This window comes from Duganella dendranthematis (genome assembly GCF_012849375.1).
GTDB classification, from domain to species: Bacteria; Pseudomonadota; Gammaproteobacteria; order Burkholderiales; family Burkholderiaceae_D; genus Rugamonas; species Rugamonas dendranthematis.
This window is the reverse complement of sequence record NZ_CP051684.1, coordinates 4,099,284-4,113,245: the sequence shown is the minus strand read 5'-3', so window position 1 is coordinate 4,113,245 and position 13,962 is coordinate 4,099,284. Positions and strand designations below refer to the sequence as shown.

15 protein-coding genes are annotated in these 13,962 nt (G+C 64.4%); 12 read left to right on the top strand and 3 right to left on the bottom strand.

Annotated elements, in window-relative coordinates; genetic code table 11:
• Positions 1 to 73: 73 nt before the first annotated feature.
• The 3 genes from HH213_RS18795 to HH213_RS18785 are packed head-to-tail and all read left to right on the top strand — an operon-like array spanning position 74 to position 1,190.
• Positions 74 to 499 (top strand): ArsR/SmtB family transcription factor, encoded by a 426-nt coding sequence (locus tag HH213_RS18795; RefSeq protein WP_110846899.1) that lies wholly within the window; start codon positions 74 to 76, stop codon positions 497 to 499.
• On the top strand, positions 406 to 846 hold the full coding sequence (locus tag HH213_RS18790) for an SRPBCC family protein (protein WP_169113236.1): 441 nt from the start codon (positions 406 to 408) through the stop codon (positions 844 to 846). Before HH213_RS18795 ends, HH213_RS18790 begins: the two co-directional genes overlap by 94 nt.
• Positions 843 to 1,190, top strand: a complete 348-nt coding sequence (locus HH213_RS18785; protein ID WP_169113235.1) for a GFA family protein — start codon at positions 843 to 845, stop codon at positions 1,188 to 1,190. Before HH213_RS18790 ends, HH213_RS18785 begins: the two co-directional genes overlap by 4 nt.
• 3 nt (positions 1,191 to 1,193) lie before the next feature.
• Here the strand turns inward: HH213_RS18785 and HH213_RS18780 are convergent, their stop codons facing one another.
• From HH213_RS18780 to HH213_RS18770, 3 genes are read right to left on the bottom strand one after another with little or no spacing between them, the layout of a single operon-like run.
• Complete coding sequence (locus HH213_RS18780; protein WP_169113234.1) at positions 1,194 to 2,807, bottom strand: ExeA family protein; 1,614 nt, start codon at positions 2,805 to 2,807, stop codon at positions 1,194 to 1,196.
• Between the two features lie 25 nt (positions 2,808 to 2,832).
• The gene (locus HH213_RS18775; protein WP_229263060.1) at positions 2,833 to 3,357 is read right to left on the bottom strand and encodes a hypothetical protein; all 525 of its coding nucleotides are present in this window, start codon (positions 3,355 to 3,357) and stop codon (positions 2,833 to 2,835) included.
• Positions 3,339 to 3,524 carry a hypothetical protein gene (locus HH213_RS18770; protein ID WP_169113233.1) on the bottom strand — a complete coding sequence of 62 codons (186 nt, stop codon included), beginning with the start codon at positions 3,522 to 3,524 and terminating at the stop codon, positions 3,339 to 3,341. Before HH213_RS18770 ends, HH213_RS18775 begins: the two co-directional genes overlap by 19 nt.
• Before the next feature lie 258 nt (positions 3,525 to 3,782).
• On the opposite strand from HH213_RS18770, the gene HH213_RS18765 reads away from it, so the two are divergent.
• The 9 genes from HH213_RS18765 to HH213_RS18725 all read left to right on the top strand — a co-directional run bounded on the left by HH213_RS18765 (position 3,783) and on the right by HH213_RS18725 (position 13,959).
• The gene (locus HH213_RS18765; protein ID WP_169113232.1) at positions 3,783 to 4,880 is read left to right on the top strand and encodes a GIN domain-containing protein; all 1,098 of its coding nucleotides are present in this window, start codon (positions 3,783 to 3,785) and stop codon (positions 4,878 to 4,880) included.
• 210 nt (positions 4,881 to 5,090) lie between these two features.
• Entirely contained in the window at positions 5,091 to 5,960 is an 870-nt protein-coding gene (locus tag HH213_RS18760) for a glucosamine kinase nucleotide-binding domain-containing protein (protein ID WP_169113231.1), read from the top strand.
• A 4-nt stretch (positions 5,961 to 5,964) separates the two neighbouring features.
• Complete coding sequence (gene nagA / locus HH213_RS18755; protein ID WP_110846906.1) at positions 5,965 to 7,062, top strand: N-acetylglucosamine-6-phosphate deacetylase; 1,098 nt, start codon at positions 5,965 to 5,967, stop codon at positions 7,060 to 7,062.
• A gap of 5 nt (positions 7,063 to 7,067) precedes the next feature.
• Positions 7,068 to 8,081, top strand: coding sequence for an SIS domain-containing protein (locus HH213_RS18750; protein ID WP_110846907.1), 1,014 nt, complete (start codon positions 7,068 to 7,070; stop codon positions 8,079 to 8,081).
• A 158-nt stretch (positions 8,082 to 8,239) separates the two neighbouring features.
• Complete coding sequence (locus HH213_RS18745; RefSeq protein ID WP_229263059.1) at positions 8,240 to 9,403, top strand: ABC transporter substrate-binding protein; 1,164 nt, start codon at positions 8,240 to 8,242, stop codon at positions 9,401 to 9,403.
• Positions 9,403 to 10,257, top strand: coding sequence for a carbohydrate ABC transporter permease (locus HH213_RS18740; RefSeq protein WP_169113230.1), 855 nt, complete (start codon positions 9,403 to 9,405; stop codon positions 10,255 to 10,257). Before HH213_RS18745 ends, HH213_RS18740 begins: the two co-directional genes overlap by 1 nt.
• Positions 10,254 to 11,057 carry a carbohydrate ABC transporter permease gene (locus tag HH213_RS18735; RefSeq protein ID WP_169113229.1) on the top strand — a complete coding sequence of 268 codons (804 nt, stop codon included), beginning with the start codon at positions 10,254 to 10,256 and terminating at the stop codon, positions 11,055 to 11,057. The genes HH213_RS18740 and HH213_RS18735 overlap by 4 nt, the downstream gene beginning before the upstream one ends.
• Positions 11,054 to 12,571: a beta-N-acetylhexosaminidase gene (nagZ, locus tag HH213_RS18730; RefSeq protein ID WP_169113228.1), complete on the top strand. Its 1,518-nt coding sequence runs from the start codon at positions 11,054 to 11,056 to the stop codon at positions 12,569 to 12,571. The genes HH213_RS18735 and nagZ overlap by 4 nt, the downstream gene beginning before the upstream one ends.
• 92 nt (positions 12,572 to 12,663) lie before the next feature.
• Positions 12,664 to 13,959 carry an MFS transporter gene (locus tag HH213_RS18725; RefSeq protein ID WP_169113227.1) on the top strand — a complete coding sequence of 432 codons (1,296 nt, stop codon included), beginning with the start codon at positions 12,664 to 12,666 and terminating at the stop codon, positions 13,957 to 13,959.
• Positions 13,960 to 13,962: the final 3 nt, after the last annotated feature.

The following is a 13,962-nucleotide window of genomic DNA, read 5'->3' as shown; positions in this document are numbered from 1 at the left end:
AGGTGAATATCGCACCATCTTAACGTAAGCCCGGCGCTTGACAAAGCCGCGCGGCCGGAGAATACTTAACCACATGGTTAAGCATAATGATCAACAACTCGATCTGGTGTTCGCCGCGCTGGCCGATGGCACACGGCGGCGCGTGCTGGCGCAGCTGGAACAGGGTAGCCACACCATCAGCGAACTGGCGCAGCAGCACGCGATGTCGTTGCCCGGCTTCATGAAGCATCTCGCGGTACTGGAAGCCGCCGGCCTGATTGCCCGCGCCAAAGAAGGCCGTATCGTCCGCTGCTCGCTGGAAACCAGCACCATGCAGCAGGCCGCGCAGTGGATTACCCATTACGACCGCTATTGGAACGCCCAACTGGACGCGCTGGGACGCTACCTATATCACCAGGAGGAAACATGCAAACAAGCACCGGAGAGGTCCGCATCGTCCGACACTACGCCGCCAGCGCCGACCAGATCTGGCGCGCCTGGACCGACCCGCAAGCGCTGATGCGCTGGTTCGGGCCGTCGCCGGAGACCATCGCCACCCTGGCGGAAATCGACCTGCGCGTGGGCGGCCGCTATCGCATTGCGTTTCAATCGCCAGACGGTGAACAGAATCAAGTGGCCGGTGAATATCTCGAAGTCCAGCCCCAGCAACGCCTGGTGTTCAACTGGGCATTTCATACCACGCCAGAGCGGGTGTCACGCGTGAGCATCACGCTGACCCCGGTAGCCGATGGCACCGAGCTGACATTTGTCCACGACCGATTCGTCGACAGCCAGGCGCGCGATAACCATGAACGCGGCTGGCGTGCATTCTTCCAGCAACTGCATCACTATATGGAGGCACTATGAAATACACCGGGAGCTGCCATTGCGGCAACATCAAATTCGAGGCGGAAGGCGAAATTGCCTCCGCCCTCGCCTGCAATTGCTCGATCTGCCAGCGCAAGGGATCGCTGCTGTGGTTCGTGCCGCGCACGCAGATGCAACTGCTCACGCCGGAAGAACATGCCAAGGCTTACCTGTTCAACCAGCACAAGATCGCACACCGCTTCTGCCCACACTGCGGCATTCACCCCTACGCCGAAGCGACTGCGCCGGACGGGACGCCGACGGCGGCTATCAACCTGCGCTGCATCGAGGGGATCGATCTGGCGGCCATTCCCGTACATCATCACGACGGCCGCGCAATCTGACCATTACCGCAGCCGGGGTTCCTGCACGCCGCCCAGCTGATACAGGCGGATAAAGGTCTTGGGCCCGGCCACGCCGTCGGCCTTCAGGCTCTGCGCGGTTTGGAACTCGGTCAGGCGCTTGCGCAAGTCCGCGTCCAACGGCTGGTTTTCCTGTGGTTTTTTCAGATCGTAAATCTGCGACAAGCGCTTGGCCAGCCAATCGACATCCGGCCCCTGGTCGCCGCTGCGCACCTCGTCGCGCCAGGCCTTGGGCGCGCGCCAGAAGGTGGCGAACTCGCCGTCATAGCGCGCCGCCAGGGCGTCAACGCTCAAGGTCTGCGGCTTGCCGCCTGCCGCGACGATGGTGGCGTTGCCCTCGTCCAGCGCAGTCAACAGCACGTAATTGGGCGCGGCGGGATCGTCGTGCAGCTTCAGCATCGTCGGACGGTCCAGCAAGCGCACGTCCTCGAGGCTGCCTTTCGCTTGCAGACAACGCAGATTGGCGCGCGCCGCCGTCTGGCACGGATCGCCGGTTGTCAGCGTCAGACCCCACAGCCCGGCCAACTGGCGCAACGCGGCGGCACTGTCGGTCCCAACCGGCGCGACCACGGCGACAGGCGCAGGCGGGACAGCCGCCGGCGCCACCGCCGGCGTCGCCGCCTGCGCATGCGCCAGCACGGAACGCGCCTCGCGCGACGCCAGTTGCCACGCCAGCGCGCTGATCACCACGCCGCCAAGCACGCCCGCCGCCACCAGCGGCCAGCGCGCGCCAGCGCCGGGACGCACGCCGGCGCCCATGCCGGCCGCCACCGCATCCGGCCCGGCAAACACCTCACTGGCGGCGCGCTTCAAAATCGTCCGCGTCACCTGCGGCTGGTTTTCCACGTATGCCCCCAGCAATGCCCGGTCGCACAGCAGATTAATCCTGCGCGGCACGCCCTTGGTCAGCGCATGCACCAGCCCCATCAGCTTGCGCGGAAACGGCGCAATCGCCGTTGCCCCCGCCACTGCCAGCCGGTGCTCGATGTACGTTCCGGTCTCCGCCTCCGACAGCGAACCCAGGTGATAACGCGCAATCACCCGCTGCGCCAGCTGCTCCAGCTCCGGCCGCGCCAGCATGGTGCGCAACTCCGGCTGGCCGATCAGAATAATCTGCAACAGCTTGCGCTCGCTAGTCTCCAGATTGGTAAGCAGCCGCAGCTGCTCCAGCACCTCGGCCGACAGATTCTGCGCCTCATCGATGATCAGCACATTGTTGCGGCCCTGCGCATGGCTCTCCAGCAGATACGCATTGATCGCATCCACATACGTCTTGACGCTGACCGCGCCCGCTCCCTGCGGTGGCAGCACCACGCCAAACTCGTCGCAGATCGATAGCAGCAACTCCTCCACCGACAACTTGGGATTGAAGATGTAGCCAAGCTTGCAATTGTCGGGAATCTGCTCCATGAAGCAGCGGCACACCGTCGTCTTGCCGGCACCGATCTCACCCGTCAGCAGCACAAAGCCGCCTCCCGAGCCGATGCCATACAACAAATGCGCCAGCGCCTCGCGATGGCGTTCGCTCATGAACAGATAACGGGGATCGGGCGCAATGGAAAACGGCGATTGCTTCAGATTGAAAAAATGCGTGTACATGAAAACCTTGGGAGTGCGCGGTTCCCTATTTTAGCTGTTGTCGGACCGGCGGCGGCTGCACCGGCGGCAACGGCTTGAATTTGGCGCAGTAAATTTTGGCCTTGGTATCGAAATACACGATGCGGCTGGCCGGCTTGGCCTCGCGCACCGGATTGGCCGACGTGTCGATCACCGTGTAATGCGTGCCGACTTGCTGGATGATGGCCTTTTCCAGGTTTTCCGGCGTGGCCTCGGCCACCGCGCCGACAAAGATATAGGTACTGGTATCGTCGCTGACCATCACCTCGGAAATTTCGGTGCCCCACAGCGAAGCGCCGGCGGTACGGAACCAGTAAGCGCCGCCCTCGTGCTTGTACCAGTTGCCAAAATGCTTGACCAGGTAATTGTAGTAGTACAGGTTATCGGTATGGTCGCGGCACAGCAGGCCGTTGCCGACGATGGTACCGAAGGTGGTCGGCACCGATTGCGCGCCGGCGGTCACGCACAGCAGCGCCAGCGCAAACGCCGGCAGCAGACGGCAGCCCCAGCGCATTACGTCTTGGACAGCCACGCGCGGTTGGCGCTGATGCGCGCCTTGGCCGTGGCCGGCAATGCTTCATAACAGCCGGGATACTGTTTCAAGGAATGCTCTTTGATTTCCTTCTGCAAGCCATTAATCAAAAAAACGTACAGCACACCACCATCGTTGGTACTTCGGGTTCCCAGGTATTTAATCATGTGTGCTCCTTTTTTCACCCGCGCACGCCGGTCTCATCGGCATATTGGTGCATCCATTATGACATTACGGCCGCAGCGGGGCCACACAAACAGTATCGGCCGTGCGCGCCAGATATTAAGCCGCAATGCGCGCTGCAGTTCAGCCCCGGATTTTTGCACCTGATCCCACGCTTTGGCGCATCCATCCCATGCAGCGCGACGGCGCCTGTCCTTTGTCATATTGTCCAGCCTTCACCACCTTACCCACCGAGACCACACATGAAGACGCTCCGACACGCCGCGCTGGCCAGCACCTTGCTCCTCACCGCTGTCACCGCCCCCGCCCTGGCCGCTGACAAGCAGGACAATAGCTACGGCACCGAAACCCGCACCGTGGCCGCGTTCAGCAACATCAACCTGATCGGCCCGTTCCGCGTAATCGTCACGCCCGACGCCGGCAACGGCATCGAACTGTCCGGCCTGCGCCGCCAGTTCGCCGAGATCGAAACCAGCGTCAACGGCGACACGCTGACCGTGCGTCAGCCGCGCCAGCAGCGCAACGGGTGGCACTTTAATTTCAGCTTCGGCAAGGACAACCAGCGCGAGATGACCATCCGCATCAGCGCCGCCAACCTGAAAAGCCTGCGCAACGCCGGCAGCGGTGACGTCGAGCTGCAACGCTTCCAGGGCCAGCAACTGACGCTGGTGTCGGACGGCCCCGGCGATATCCGCGCCAGTGGCAAGGTCGGTGGCCTGAGCGTGACCGCCAACGGCAGCGGCGACCTCGACTTGCGAGCGCTGCAGACCGGCAACCTCAATGTGCAAATGAACGGCCCCGGCGACGTCGAAGCCAGCGGCGTCACCCAGGACCTGAACGTGGTGGTCAACGGCTCCGGCGACCTCGACATCGGCGACATCCACGCCAACCGCGTCAGCGCGGCGCTGCACGGACCGGGCAACGTCGCCCTGCGCGGCAGCGCCCGGGAAATCCGCGCCGAAGTGCACGGTTCCGGCGACCTCGACGCCTGCACCCTGAGCACCGAATCCGCCAGCGCCGTGTTGCGCGGCCCGGGCGAAGCGTGCCTGGCCGGCCACATCAAGAAACTCGACGCCGAAGTGCACGGCTCGGGCGACCTCACCGTGCGCGGGCTGGAAGCGCAAAGCGTGCGCGCCCGCCTCACCGGCCCCGGCAACATGATGCTGTCCGGTGCCACCGCCACGCTGAGCGCGCAAGTCAGCGGTTCGGGCGACCTCGACGCGCGCCAACTGTCCGCCCGTCAGACCGACGTCAGCGTTAACGGTCCCGGCAACGCCGTGGTCGCGGTGGCCGACAAAGTCGACGCCACCCGTACCCATCTGGTTACCTACCAGCGCTAAATTGGCATGCCAAATGCCACACCGGCGGCAAGCGCGCAAAATCATTTTTAACGCGTAAAAACAACCACTTACCGGATAATTACAATAGAACAACAACAGTCCACTTCGATATTTTCTAATACCAGTTAAATACCTGTTGACAAGCTGGTTTTGGCTAACCTATAGTGCCCTCATCGCGGGCCACTCCGGCCACAGCTTTCTCAGGTAAACATGATCGAATTTTTCATCGGCGTTGATGGCGGCGGCAGCGGCACCCGGGTACGCCTGGCGGGCGCAGATGGGGTCCAACTCGCCGAGGGCGCCAGCGGCCCGTCCGGTCTGATGCACGGCATCGCCAAGGCCTGGAGCGCTGTCGCCGACGCCGCCGCGCAAGCCTTCCGCGCGGCCGGCCTCGACTTGCCAGAACCAGCGCGCATCGCCATCGGACTCGGCCTGGCGGGCGTGCATAACAGACAATGGGCGGCGGAATTCGTCGCCGCCAATCCCGGCTACGCCCGCGTAGCGCTGGAAAGCGACGGCCATACCACCGTGCTCGGCGCGCACGCCGGCCAGCCGGGCGCCATCATCGCGCTGGGCACCGGCAGCGTCGGCGAAATCAAACTGGCCGATGGCCGCCATGTGGAAGTGGGCGGCTGGGGCTTCCCGGCCGGCGACGAAGCCAGCGGCGCGTGGATGGGGCTGCGCGCCATCAACCACGTGCAGCAAGTGCTGGACGGCCGCCTGCCGGCCGACGCCTTCGCCACCGATGTCGCCCGCGCGTGCGGCGGCGAGCGGGACGCCATCCAGACCTGGCTGGCGCAAGCCACCCAAACCAATTACGCCCAACTGGCGCGCGTCGTCCTGCAACACGGCGACAGCAACGCCGTCGCCCGCGCCATCCTGCTGGCCGCCGGCCACGAAGTGGAACTGATGGCCAATGCGCTGGACGCCAGCGGCAAGCTGCCGATCGCCCTGTGTGGCGGCCTGGCGGCGCCGCTGCACCCGTACCTGCCTGCCGCGCTACTGCCGCGCCTCGTCGCGCCGCAGGGCGATTCGGCCGCCGGCGCGCTGCGCCTGATCCGCCAGCGCTTGAAGGACTGAGACCATGCACGACGCAATCAAAGGCAATATCCTCACGCCAGCCGGCTGGGTCCACGGTGAAATCACCTTCGACGAACGCATCGCCGCCATCATCGGCGGCAGCGTCGATCCGGCGCTGAATGAAGAACTGTATATCCTGCCTGGCTTTATCGACCTGCACGTGCACGGCGGCGGCGGCAAGGACGTGATGGAAGGCGGCGACGCCGTCCACACCATCGCCGCCATCCACGCCAGGCACGGCACCACCAGCATGCTGGCCACCACCATGACCGCGCCGGCGGAAGACATCGACCTGGCGCTGCGCGGCATCGGCAAGGCCGCCGTCCAGCGTGGCAAAGGCGAAGCGCGCGTATTGGGCGCCCATCTGGAAGGTCCGTTCATCAATTCCGGCAAGCTCGGAGCGCAGCCGCCGTACGCGCGCTCCGCCACGCTGGCCGATGTCGAAAAACTGGAACAACTGGCGCCGCTGCGCGTGATCACCGTGGCGCCGGAAATCGAAGGCCATCAGGGTCTGGTCAAAGAACTGTCGGACGCCGGCATGCGGGTGCAGATCGGCCACACGCTGGGCACCTACGAAGACGGCGTGGCCGCGCTGGCGCAAGGCGCGCGCAGCTTCACCCACCTGTTCAACGCCATGCCCGGCCTGCATCACCGCGAACCCGGCATGGTCGGTGCGGCGCTGGCGCACGGCACTTTCGCGGAGCTGATCCCCGACCTGCTGCACGTGCATCCGGGGGCGATCCGCACCGCGCTGCGCTGCATCCCGAATCTCTACTGCGTCACCGATTCCACATCCGCCACCGGCATGCCGGACGGCGAATATATGCTGGGCCGTCATAAAGTCATGAAGTGCATGGGCGGCGTGCGCCTGCCTGATGGCACGCTGGCCGGCAGTACGCTCACCATGGACCAGGCGCTGCGCAACCTGGTCGGACTCGGCCTCGATCTGGCGGATGCCTCGGCACGGGTCTCAACGTATGCGGCCGATTATCTCGGCCTGCAAGAGCGGGGCCGCCTGGCCCCCGGCGCATTCGCCGACTTTGTAGTGCTCGACCGTGACCTGAACCTCAAAGCCGTCTATATCGAAGGAGAATTGCTGTGACCTCAATGATGTTGAAAGAAGCCCTGTCCGCTGCGGATTGCGTCGCCACGCAACTGGCGCATGATGGCGAACAATACGCGGAGCTGGGCCGCAAATTGAGGAGCACTTCCTTCTCGACCGCGCTGACCATCGCGCGCGGCAGCTCGGACCACGCCTGCGCTTACGCGGCGTACCTGATCATGGCGCGTCTGGGACGCGTGGTGGCGTCGCTGCCGATGTCGCTGGTGACGCTGAACAAATCACCGCTGATCACGCGCGACACGCTGGCCATCTCGATCTCGCAATCCGGGCAGAGCCCGGACGTGGTGGAGCCGATCCGCTACTTCCGCGACGGCGGCGCAACCACCATCGCGCTGGTCAACGATATCGACTCGCCACTGGCGCAAGCGGCGGAATATGCGATGCCGCTGCGAGCCGGCAAAGAACAAAGCGTGGCAGCCACCAAGAGCTTCATCACCAGCCTGGTGGCCAGCGCACGCCTGGTCGCCGCATGGCAGAACGATCCTGAACTACTGGCCGGCCTGGAGGCCCTGCCAGAATCGCTGCGCGCAGCGACCACCGAAGACTGGACGCCGGCGATTGAAGTGCTGGCGCCGGCGCGCAACATCATGGTGGTGGGACGCGGCATCAGCTTCCCGGTGGCGCTGGAAGCGTCGCTGAAATTCAAGGAGACTTCGGCGCTGCAGGCGGAAGCGTTCAGCGGCGCGGAGATCAAGCACGGTCCGATGGCGCTGATTGAAGAAGGCTACCCGCTGGTGATCTTCGCCACGCGCGGCCCGACCCAGGCCAGCCTGCTGGCGCTGGCGACCGAGATGCGCGGCCGCGGCGCGCGCGTGCTGCTGGCGGCGCCGGCCGATGTGGCGGAACGCGACCTGACCTTGCCGATTGCAGCCACGCCGGATCTCGATCCGATCGTCGCGATCCAGGCGTTCTACGTGATGGCGGCAAAGCTGTCGGCCGCGCGCGGCATGGACCCGGACCAGCCGCGCCACCTGAGCAAAGTCACCAAGACCAACTGATGATTGCGTCCGGGCGACCCCGCAAGCAGAAGGGGTCTGACCCCGCACGGGGTCAGACCCCGGCATATCGCCGTGCGGGGTGGCTGCTGGCACTAGCAGGCCTCCTCGCAAACCCTGCAAACGCCGCCCCGCAAAAAATCGAATTCTGGACCTTCAGCATGAAGCCCAAATTCACCCCCTACTACGAAACGCTGGTGCGCAATTACGAAGCCGCCAATCCCGGCGTCAAAGTGGAATGGGTCGACTTTCCGTGGGATATCATCCAGACCAAACTGGTCACGCGCATTGTCGCCGGCACGCCGCCGGCGCTGGTCAACCTCAACGTCCCGTGGGCCGACGAATTCGCCCGCGACGGCCTGCTCGCGCCAGTCGACAAGCTGCTGGGAGAAGCCCGCCCGCGCTACCTCGCCAGCACGCTGCAAGACCTGACCTTCAACGGCAAGACCTACGGCTTCCCGATGTACAGCAACGTCGCCGTCATTGCTTACAACACGCAGATCTTCAAAGCCGCCGGTATTCCGCATGCGCCGCGCGAGCTGGACGAACAACTGCTGTTCGCCCGCCAGATCGCCGCCCGCACCGGCAAGGCGGGCCTGTGCCCTGCCCTGTCCAAGATCGACGGCCTCATGATGCAGCAAGGTCTGGCCGTCATCGCCAATGGCAAAGCGGTGTTCAACTCCCCCGGCCACGTGGCACTGATCCGCAAGCTGGCCGAGACCTATAAGGCCGGCGGCCTGCTGAAAGACGCGCTGTTCGCCGAAGATAACTTCCCCGCCGCGATCGACGCCTACAAGGGCGGCCGCCTCGGCATGCTGCTGGCGCCGCCCACCGCCGTCAAGCGCATCGAGAGCGACGCCAAGGACATCTATGCCATCACCGACGTCGCCCCCGCGCCACTCGGCCCGACCGGCATCGCCGATGGCGGCTGGCTGATTCACTACGCGGTGCCCAAGAACGTCGACGCCAAACTGCTGCCAGCCATCGGCAAATTCGCCCGCTACCTGACCAACGACGCCAATCAGCTGGCGTTTGCCAAACAGGCCAGCGTCTATCCGGCGATGGCGCAGGCGGCCAATGATCCATTTTTCACTACCGTACCGTCCAACGCCGGCGCAGCCGAGAAAGCCGTCGCCGCAGGCGCCGTCTCGATGCCGCATTCGCACACGCTGTATGTGGCCGGAATCACCGACTACGATGAACTGCGCCGCTATCTGGTGAAAGCCGTCGAAGCCGGCGTCACCGGAAAACAGGACATCCAGCAAGCGCTTGACCAGGCAGTCGCCATCTGGAACAAGAAACTCGCCGCACAGGGAATCCGCTGATGCGCAAGCTGACCGCATGGCTGTTCCTCGCGCCGGCGCTAATCCTGCTGGCCATCTTCTCCTTCTGGCCCGTCGCCTTCGGCTCCCTGCTGGCCTTCACCGACTACAGCCTGATACGCGAAACGCACTGGGTTGGCCTGGACAACTTTCGCTACATCTTCGACAACGAGATGTTCGTCACCGGCCTGAAAAATTCGCTGCTGTTCCTGCTGATGGTGCCCTTCGTGCAGATCGGCGCACTCAGTCTGGCGGTGCTGGTCAACAACCAGCTGCCCGGCATCCGCTACTTCCGCGCCGCTTTCTACGTGCCGGTGGTGACCACCGTCTCGGTGGTCGGCATCATGTGGGGCTTCATGTTCCACGAACAGGGCGCGCTTAATTACGTGCTGAGGGCCTGCCACCTGGTCGGCGCGCCGGTCGGCTGGCTGTCCAATGACACCCTCGCGCTGTTCGCCATCATGTTCGTCACGCTGTGGCGCGGCCTTGGCTGGTATATGGTGATGTACCTCGCCGCCCTGCAAGCCGTCCCCGCCGACATGCAGGAAGCCGCCATTCTCGACGGCGCCAACCGCTGGCAGCGATTCTGGAAAATCACCGTGCCGATGCTGCGCCCGACCATCATGATCTGCTCCGTCCTGTCGGTGCTGGCCGCGCTCAAGGCGTACCAGGAAGTCGACGTACTGACCCAGGGCGGCCCGATGAACTCCACCTTCACCGGCCTGTATTACGCCTACGACCAGGGCCTCAAGCACCTCAAGCTGCCGCGCGCACTGGCCGCCAGTTTCATCGTCTCGCTGTTCTGCATCGGCATCGCCCTGGTGTGCCTGCGCTATCTCAAACCCAAACACCGATGAAGACCATCGCCCACTACCTGCTGCTGTGCGCCATCGCGCTGGTATGCGTATTCCCGTTCTGGTGGACGCTGGTCACCGCGCTCTCCACCGAAGGGAATATCTTCGCCTTCCCGCCCACCTTCTGGCCGAAAGCGCCATCGCTGGACAACTTTATCGAAGTATTCCGCGCCATCCCAATGTGGAGCTTCTTCCGCAACTCGGTCTTCATCGCCGCCTGCACCGTGTTCTGGAAACTGCTGCTGTGCTCCGCCGCCGCTTATCCGCTGGCGCGCATGCAGTTCAAAGGCCGCAAGCTGATATTCGGCTTGATCCTGGCCACGCTGGTGCTGCCGTCGGAAGTCAACTTCCTGGTCAACTTCATCACCGTCACCAAACTCAGTCTGGTCGACACCTACGCCGGCGTGATCCTGCCCAATGTCGTCAACGCCGTCAGCATCCTGCTGCTCAAGCAGGCGTTCGAGGAAGTCCCGCAAGACCTGATCGACGCCGCCCGCGTGGATGGTGCGTCGGAATGGATCATCTTCAGTAAAATCATGCTGCCGCTGATCGCGCCATGGCTAGCCACGGTCGGCATCCTGACGGCGGTGGAAGCATGGAACGAATACATCTGGCCCTCGATCGTCATGAGCAAGCCGGATGAATTCCCGCTGTCGGTCGGGGTGCTGTATTTGCGCGGCACCTTCGGCAGCAGCACGCGCGTGATCGCCGCCGGCACCGTGCTGACCATCCTGCCCACGCTGGCAGCCTTTTTATTTACCCAACGATTCTTCATGCGCGGCATGGACGGAGCAGTGAAATGACAACTCAAAACGAACTCAGCGCAGTTAATCGCAAAATAGCCGGCCAACTGATCATGATCCGCTTCCCCGGCACCGTGCTGGATGCGGACACCGCCGACTTCCTCAAGGCGAACGGCATCCGCGCCGTCTGTCTCTTCCGCGGCAACATGACCGACTCCGAACAACTAGCCAAGCTGACCGCCGACCTGCGCGCCGTCATGGGCCAGGATGCGCTGATTGGCATCGACCAGGAAGGCGGCGCCGTGGTGCGCTCGACCTGGGTGCCGGCGCCGCCAGCCGCCATGGGCCTGGGTGCCGCCAACGACACCGACCTGGCCTATCGCACCGGCGCCGCCGTCGCGCGCGCCGTCAAGGCGCTGGGCTTCAACTGGAACTTCGCACCGGTGCTGGACCTGAACAACAACCCGCACAACCCGGTCATCGCCGAACGCTCTTTCGGCGCCGAGCCGCAGCGCGCCGCCGAACTGGCGATGGCGTGGATGGCTGGCAGCCATGCGGAAGGCGTGGCGTGCTGCGTCAAGCACTTCCCCGGCCACGGCGACACCAACGTCGACTCGCACCGCGACCTGCCGACCGTAAACAAGCCGGTCGAAGAACTGAACCGCCTGGAACTGGCGCCGTTCCGCATTGCCTCCGGCGCCGCACCGGCCATGATGACCGCGCACATCGTCTACCCGACGCTGGACGCCGACAATCCTGCCACCATGTCGCGCCGCATCCTCACTGGCCTGCTGCGCGATGAGTGGCAGTACAAGGGCATCGTCATCACCGACGGCATGGACATGCACGCCATCGCCGGCCGCTATGGCGTCGGCAACGCCGCCGTGCGCGCGCTGACCGCCGGCGCCGACATGGTGATGGCGTTGGGCACCACCGAAACGCAGAACGAAACGCTGGACGCCATCGCCGCCGCCATCGCCTCGGGCGAACTGTCGCAAGCGGACATCGCCACGCGCCTCGACCGCCTGTCGGCGCTGGCCCGCGCCTACCCGTGCAAGCCACGCTCGTACAAGGAAGACGCTGCTGACCGCGACATCATGGCCGAAGGCTGGCGCCGCAGCCTGACCGCCTACGACGGGCCATCCGGTGCGCCGCAACGTCCGGCCGCCGGCGACAAGGTGCGCCTGGTCGCGCGCCAGGACGTGGTGAGCGACGGCGTCTCGGAAGCCGGCGTGCCGGCCGGCGTAGTGGCCGATTCGCTGCGCAAACTGTACGACGTGGAGCTGGTCACCTTCGCCGACGCCGACACCTTCGACTGGAGCGCGCTGCCGCAGGACGGTCGCTACACCATGCTGGCTTCCACCTCGCGCCTGCGCTACGGCCAGCACGCGCGCGACACCTGGCGTCCGGACCTGCACCTGGCGCTGTGGAATCCGTATCAGGCGCTGGACATCGCCGCGCCGGCGCTGATGACCTACGGCTTCGCCCAGCCGGCGCTGGACGCCATCAACGGCTGGCTGTCCGGCGAGCTGCAAGCCACCGGCAACGCACCGGTGCCAGGCTTTACCAAATAAACCAACACCGTCGCTCCCGCGCAGGCGGGAGTCCATACTCAGCATGGATTCCCGCCTGCGCGGGAATGACGGGCTGGAGGAGATAACGCTTCATGAGCATCGATTCGATCCGCAATCCCAAGCTGTGGGTACCCAGCCTGTATCTCGCGCAAGGCCTGCCCTTCTTTGCCGTGGCCATCGTGGCCAACCAGATGTTGAAGAGCATGGGCGTGCCCAACGACGAGCTGAATCACTGGACTGGCTTGATCGGCTTTGCCTGGGTGTTCAAGCCGTTGTGGAGTCCCTTCCTGGAACTGGCGCCAAGCAAAAAACTGGTGGTGACCTTCTTCCAGGTCTTCGGCGGCTTGTGCCTGGGCGGCGTGGCATTGGCGCTGCAAGCGCCGTTCTGGTTCGCCGCCTGCATGGCGATGCTGGCACTGGTCGGCATTTCCGCCGCCACCCACGACATCGCGTGCGACGGTTTGTACATCACCAGCCTGGATGAAAAAGACCAGGCCAAGTACGCCGGCTGGACCGGCACCTTCTTCAACGCCGCCAAGTTCTTCACCACTGGCGCATTGCTGCTGCTGGCCGGGCACTTTGAAAAGACTATCGGCGTGGTGCCGGCATGGACCATCTGCTTCTGCATCCTGGGCGGCATGATGATCGCACTGGGTCTGTACAACAGCTGGTCGCTGCCGCTGGCGAGGAACACCGTCAGCGCCGGCACCAACGCCGCCTCCATCGCGCGCACGCTGCGCGAGGTCATCGTCGAATTCTTCAAGAAGCCCGGCATCTGGGTCTCGATCGTCTTCATCATCCTGTTCCGCGCCGGCGAGGCGCAGGTTCAGTCGATCGGCCCGCTGTTCCTGCGCGAGGCGCGCAATCTCGGCGGCCTGGGATTGAGCACCGCCGAAGTGGGTGCGGTGTACGGCACCGTCGGCACCGTGGCGTTCCTGGTCGGCTCCATCGCCGGCGGCTACTTCACCTCGTGGCTGAGCCTCAAGCGCGCCATCCTGTGGCTGATCCTCGCGGTCAACCTTCCGAATGTCGCCTTCTATCTGCTTTCCCACTACCAGCCGACCGACCTGTCCATCATCGCCACCGCGCTCAGTGTCGAAATGTTCGGCTACGGCTTCGGCTTCGTGGGCCTGATCCTGTACATGATGCAGGTGGTCGCGCCCGGCAAATACCAGACCGCGCATTACGCCTTCGCCACCGGCATCATGCAGCTTGGCCTTGTACTGTTTAAGCTGTTCAGCGGCGACATTCAGATCGCGCTGGGCTATCAGCACTTCTTCATCTGGGTGATGGTGTGCGCGATTCCGGTCGCGGTGCTGTCGCAGGTAATTCCAATGGCCGCGCGTCCGCAGCCCCCGGCCGCGCCGGCCGAAGGACAGGTGGTCTAAGCA